Source organism: Fischerella sp. PCC 9605 (assembly GCF_000517105.1).
Lineage (GTDB): Bacteria > Cyanobacteriota > Cyanobacteriia > Cyanobacteriales > Nostocaceae > PCC9605.
Map to the genome: position 1 here is coordinate 445,333 of NZ_KI912152.1, position 6,151 is coordinate 451,483.

Here is a 6,151-nt window from a genome sequence, read left to right on the forward strand (position 1 = left end):
GGCTACCACTACATATACTACGGGCTCCGCACAAGCCGTAGTCACCAAAGCGTGGTAGTCGATATTGGGTTGGGGGGTAGTCATGGATTGATTAATCTATTTGTTTATATAGGTGGTGACTACACCCGACAGCTTAAAGCTGTTGTAAAGGATTTGGAGCGCATCGATTGCGATCGCTGTTTGGTAGCCACCATCGATGGGGCGTCAATATTGGGGATATGGTAGTCATTGATTGATTATCTATTTATTTATATAGGTGGTGACTACGGGGATATAAGTTGGTCGTATTGGTCGGGGATGAAGAAGAATGAGTCTCGGTGGACGCTCGACAGCCTCGGGTCGCCGCATGTAGCCACCATCGATGGTAGTCATATTGGGAAATTGGTAGTCATGAATTGATTAATCTATTTATATATAGGTGGTGAGAAGAGGCTCTTTGCACTTTGCAGGGCGCAAGGGGGAGAATCCATCTCGCATGCACCCTTCTCCCTTCCCAAGAGCTTGGTTTGGTGGTGGCTACGGGCTACGAAGTTTGGAGTAGCGATCGCCCTTCAACAACAACACTCTTGATTGGAACAAACAAAACTGCTCCTGTGTGTCATCAATTCGGTCTATTTTGGAATCACCTCAAATATCTTTTGAGAGCGATAAAAACAAACATCAAATTCCATGAAAAAGTTAGCTTGTCCTAACAAGAGTGGTATCTGAGTAGCCTGCGTCCAAGCAAATACCAACCTAACACTCGGAAATTGCCCAACAGTAGCAGATAAAATTAACACTCGTGCTTCAAACTGAGCTAAGTTACCTGATAATTGAAGCATGGTTGTTTGCTGTTCCCAAACTACTCCTAATTCAACTCCAACTTGATAGGGAAGAACATTTACCATTGCTCCTGTATCCAAAAGCCCAATAACTTTCTGTGATTTTTCCCTATAATTCAACGTCAGTGGCAAAAAAGGCTTGAAGCTTGCTTCTCCCGAACTGCTATCAGTTGAAACAAAAGAATATCTTGCTGGGTTACTCATGATTTAAGGAAGTTTCGGCATTCAAAGCCTCTAACATGATATTGGCCGCCTCTACTGCGTCGTAGGGAGACCAAACGGGATAGGACGCACCAGACTTTATCAGATTATTTTCTTCGTTTGCTAGCTCGGCAGCCAAAAGTTGAATAACTTGAAGTTTATCTACGCGATTAAGTCTGCGTAATTGTTCCACTAACTCAGTAGATACCATTGTTAACAAGTGCGTGTTTACTGATTTGATATCAATATTTAGGATAACCTGTAAAATCATTATTTTGCTTAGCTTGTAAGGCTCAAGGTATTCTAAAAGCTCAAATTTAATAGGGTGCGGCTCCCATTCGTTCTTAGCTGGGATTTTTTTACGATTTCTCCTAACAATTCAAAATCTTATGGACAAAAGCCTTGAGTTGTTCAATATCTCTACCGGATTGTCGGTTGCCTGTTGCGAGTTGATGATGCCTTCTGAGTCGTGGTACTGCTCGATCTTCTCGTGGTAGTTTGTGAGAAATTGTTGTGTAGCATTTCGATGAATGCCGAATTCACGCTCAAGCAGTCCTTTTGTAATTGCAAAGGTTTTGTCAGGATGCTTAGGTAACGGATGCTGTGTGGGTTGGAACTGTCCGAGCGAAACAACCGAGCGCGTGTCGGCGTCCAGTCAAAATTTCAGGTTCACAGGAGCGAAGCAATTCTTGTACTTTTTGGGGATATACGTATACACGTATAGCTTGAAGGTAATGAAGCTTATCAGCTAGAGTCTGTCGCGAATAAAAGCCTTAAGTTCGTGAAGATTTCTGCCTTTTTGACGGTTGTGAGTGTGGGAATTTACCACACCGATAGAGTCGTGATAATGGCAAATATCGTCTTGGTAGGCAGTAAAAAACTGCTTGACAGCGCCAGGGTGGATGCGCCATTCACGCTCTAGCAAGCGCTTAGTGAAAGCAAAGCTGCGATTGGGATACTGGTGGTTCCACTGTTTGAGTGCTAAGAAAATCCGCATCGCCCGTTGTTGTGCGCTACCAGCTGGGACACTTTGAAGAGGCATGGGAGCTCTTAGCTCTGAGCAGGGGGAAGAAAGAACTTTCCCCTCTGCTAAGAGCGCCCTGCCCGAAACCTCTTCCTCCCCCTTGCAAAGAGCAAAGTGCCCCCTTGCCTCTTGTTGTTGAGTAGAGTAGTGATATTTGTTTTCTAACAATTGGTTATAAGCTTTTAACAATAATGCTTGAGATTGCTTTAATCGTGTATTCTCGGCTATAAGGTTTGTAATTTCAGTTTCCAGTTCGGCATCGGTTGTTGTGTGCTGTGCCTTCAACGTAGTAATTTGTTGGCGTAGGTTTAAAACTTCTTGTGTTAGTAATGCCAAAGTTTTGGACAACTCAACTAGGGTTAGAACATTTACCGCATTGTCCCCATTCTGGTACGTGTTAGACCCTGTTACCTCAACAGTTTGGCTTTGTCTTGAGCTAGGCATTGGCGATTTGGGCATTTGATCTCAGATGACTGGTAGAGCTACCTGCTTTTAAATCATACACCTGTTATTCGCGCGGTAATTGCGCTTGGGTGTTCGAGCCATTGGGAATATGCGTATACAAGTGGGTATATACGTATATCTAAGTCGCGAGCTTACTACTTGCTTATTACTCATTACTAACCACTAACCACTAACCACTAACCACTAACCACGCTCCAACGCTCCAACACTCCTACTTACCAATGGCGTGATTAACAAAGTTCTTGAGTAGTTGGAGATTGCGGCCAGGTTTGCGGTTGTGCCCACGTTCGTTTTTGACGCCAATAGAGTTGTGGTGTTGCTGGATTTGTTGATGGTAAGCAGTTAAAAACTGCTGTACAGCATTGCGGTAAATGTGGAAATCGCGTTCAAGCAAGCATTGGGTGATGGCGAAAGTGCTTTCTGGATGCTGGTGGTTCCATTGTTTGATGGCTTGGAAGACTTGGATGGCTCGGTGTAGAGCGCTACCGGGTTTGGTCGGGGTGGGGAGTGTGGGGAGTGTGGGAGGTACCTCTGGTGTGGGAAGTTCCTCACACTTGTGTTCTTCCCACACTTGTGTTCTCCCCTCTCTCCCCCCTCTCCCCACACTCCCGATTCCTCCCTTGCTTAGGTGGGATGGGGTGTGATTGTTTTGTAATAATTCGTTGTAAGCCGCTAGGAGAGAGGATTGGGCTTGCTTGAGGTGTAAATTTTCAGCTATTAGGTGTTCAAGTTCAGATTTGCTGGCATCAATATCTTGTAGGCGAGCCTTGGCACTATCTCGCTCGATGGTAAGTTCAGTGACTTGTTGGCTGAGGGTAATGACTTGCTGTGTAAGCAATGCCAGAGTTTGAGAAAGGTCAATGATTGGCTGAGGTGTTTGTTTTGGGATTTCGCTATATTCGCGATGCGGCTGTTGCTGTTGTGTTGGTTCTAGATGATTGGGGTTGCCAGCCGCTTCTACAACTGGTGTATTGTCGGAGGGTGGGATAAGTTTCACCATCCAATCATCGTTATTAAGCGACTGTAAGCGTGATTCAAGAGCGTTGAGTAGTTCAGACATTTGCTGCTCTTGTGGCTGGTTTGGGTAGATTGCGTCGAGTACAGCACAAAGGCGCTGCAATTGACTGCTGTCAAATGGTAGTTGTTGCGTGGATGGCGAGACTGCTTCTTTCTCAATAATACTGCCACCTGAAGAGGCTCTTTGCAGGGTGCTCTTTGCAGGGGGAGGAATTTCTCCCGAGCTTTGCGCTCCCTGCTCAAGAGCCTCTTGTTGGGGGTGATCTGGTAGTGTGGTATCGGCTTTGAGTTTAACTCCCCGCCTCGTAATAGGTGTGCCATTGTCATCAACCAAATAGTAATGAAAATAGTGGTCAGTGGCTCTGGAATTGGCAGCGGTAATCTCAGAGTCGAGGACGTGTCCTAAGTAATTTTGAAGGAAGCGATGTATATGTTGGTTGTCCCGGCAGAAAAAGTGAATGGCGATCGCTCCATACAAAGCTCTCAACCGATGAATTGAAACAGTCTTAAAACCTTCGAGAACAGGTACTAGTCCTGTATCTCCAAAAATTGTTTGCACTCGTCGATTCACACGGGAGTTGAAAGCTTCCACTTGTGGGTGAGTGTCATCAAGTCCTGCTAGTGCTTGCATTGTGGGCATAGTCCGATAGCGTTCAATGACTGGTAGTAATTCACTAGCAGCAATTAAGCTAAGAATGTTATAGCCTACCGCGTCAGCTTTTTTCTGTTGTCCTTGAAAGTGAATCAAGTAAGGATGTTGAGTTGGTAGAAATTGCCCGACGCTAACTACTTCAGTGTGTCGGCGTCCAGTCAGCGCTGCGATCGCGATCGTTAAAATTTCAGGTTCACAGGAGAGCAGCAATTCTTGGACTTTGGCAAGATATTCGTATACACGTATGCCCTGTAGGTTGTCTTGTCGCTGGTTGTTATTGGCAGTGGTAAGCGATCGTAGTTGGTTTTGAGTCGCAGTATCATAGGTTAGAAACTCAAGAGCGTAGTGTGTTTGAGTTGTACCAGAATCACTGCCGTCACGTTTTGTCCATTTTTTCGGGTAGCTGTTTTGGTCGTTAAGGTGCAAGCGACCGTTGGCGATCGCTTCTTTGATAACTCGCGTGTAATTTGGCAAATATACACTGTTGATAGAGCTTTGGGGAAAACCTTCTTCTAGCAAAGCTTTCTCAGAGTCACAAAGTTCTCGAATCCGCTCAAGGCTGTCTTGTCCATTTTGGTTGAGGGATATCAATCGATCTAGGAGAATCAACGTTAAAGTTTCTCGCTCACAGCGAGTTAAACGGGTGCGCTCCCCAGCTTGAATTCTTTTGCGGTAGTTTTCTACAATGGATGAGCGAGTAAGGTCAAATTGTGTTGCGAGGCTCATTGTACCACAATTGTATTATCAAGGTTACAAATGGTCGGTAAAGCTCGATTTCTATACAGATATACTAACACGCATACAGATGTCTCGCCAGCGTTAGATCAAAATATGTGTAGATATGTGTAGTGAAAAGTTGCGATTGTTCTGGATTTTTCAGGCCTTGGGAATATCTAAGTAAATCTGGGCAACCTTCCCCACGAGTAAACGCGAGTGCGCCGTATAGATATCGTGGAGAGGGTATGCGTAGGCAGGTTCTTCTCAGTTAATCATGATTATTGACAAATAACCCTGCCGTGACACTTGCCAAGGTTGCCCAGATAACCTGCGAAAAAATGAAACCGATCGCTGCGGTAATTCTTGTCTGTTTTGGTAGAGATATATTTGTATATAGGTAGATCTGCGAGATTGTTTTGGTGTTTTGATTATGAAATAATAGAAAAGAGAATGTGCTACGAGGTGATTGATGGAGAGTTAAGGGAATAATTTCATAGAAAGATTTAATGAAGTCGAATGGCGGCTGTGGCGGCTGTAGCTAAAGGGAGCAAATAGGGCGGCGATGGCGCAGAGCGCCCGCCGTAGGCGAACGCTTTTGCGAATTGATTGTGTGTTTCGGGTTTCGGGAATTTTTAGTATACTAGAAAACTAAGTATACAGTGAAATCGGTTAGTATACATATAAGCTGTCAGCATAAAAAAGAAGAGTAAGCCATAAAGGGAGCAACGCGATTTTCGTACACAAGTAAAATGGTTGATATAGAGTAGAGAAATGGTCGATAGGCTGTATAGGCTGTAAAAGGCTGTTTTTGAGGGGTTTGAGTCGAATGGCACCTTCGCATGCGATCGCCAATCGCAAAGCATCAAAATCAAAGGGGATTTTTATGATAAAAACGGCTTATGAAACTACTTCAATCACCGCAAATGCATACAAATATTTTCTTGTTTAATACATTTTTTTGCAGCAGACTTATGCTTTTATGGAATTCCTTACCAAGCCGGAAATTGTTTATGGAGTCACGCTCTTTGACGCAAATATGTGTAACCCTTGTGCAGCAAAGCTTTTGCATGTATGCAATGCAAGTCTGCAATGCTAAGTATAAATTAATACAACAATGCAAGCATAAGCTAATTAACGCAGATATGAATAAAAATATAAGCAATTTAAATACATAAGTAAATCTAATCAATAAGCCGGGTGGGACATCGCGTTTTTTGGAATTCCAAAAAACGCGATGTCCCACCCGGCTTATTG

General features: G+C 44.1%; 6 protein-coding genes. 1 reads left to right on the forward strand and 5 read right to left on the reverse strand.

The genetic code is table 11. From position 1 onward, the window contains the following. The first annotated feature begins 87 nt into the window (after positions 1–87). Positions 88–225, forward strand: coding sequence for a hypothetical protein (locus FIS9605_RS0132395; protein ID WP_197036216.1), 138 nt, complete (start codon positions 88–90; stop codon positions 223–225). Positions 226–240: 15 nt separating this feature from the next. Here FIS9605_RS0132395 and FIS9605_RS46325 read toward each other — a convergent pair whose 3' ends face one another. The 5 genes from FIS9605_RS46325 to FIS9605_RS0132415 all read right to left on the reverse strand — a co-directional run bounded on the left by FIS9605_RS46325 (position 241) and on the right by FIS9605_RS0132415 (position 4,906). Continuing rightward, complete coding sequence (locus FIS9605_RS46325) at positions 241–372, reverse strand: hypothetical protein (RefSeq protein WP_269321111.1); 132 nt, start codon at positions 370–372, stop codon at positions 241–243. Positions 373–611: 239 nt separating this feature from the next. Further along, positions 612–1,025, reverse strand: a complete 414-nt coding sequence (locus FIS9605_RS0132400) for a hypothetical protein (protein ID WP_026736220.1) — start codon at positions 1,023–1,025, stop codon at positions 612–614. Next, positions 1,018–1,233 (reverse strand): hypothetical protein, encoded by a 216-nt coding sequence (locus FIS9605_RS0132405; RefSeq protein ID WP_026736079.1) that lies wholly within the window; start codon positions 1,231–1,233, stop codon positions 1,018–1,020. Before FIS9605_RS0132405 ends, FIS9605_RS0132400 begins: the two co-directional genes overlap by 8 nt. Positions 1,234–1,770: 537 nt before the next feature. Then, the gene (locus tag FIS9605_RS0132410) at positions 1,771–2,490 is read right to left on the reverse strand and encodes a hypothetical protein (RefSeq protein ID WP_197036217.1); all 720 of its coding nucleotides are present in this window, start codon (positions 2,488–2,490) and stop codon (positions 1,771–1,773) included. A 232-nt stretch (positions 2,491–2,722) separates the two neighbouring features. After that, positions 2,723–4,906 (reverse strand): protelomerase family protein, encoded by a 2,184-nt coding sequence (locus FIS9605_RS0132415; RefSeq protein ID WP_026736222.1) that lies wholly within the window; start codon positions 4,904–4,906, stop codon positions 2,723–2,725. Positions 4,907–6,151: the final 1,245 nt, after the last annotated feature.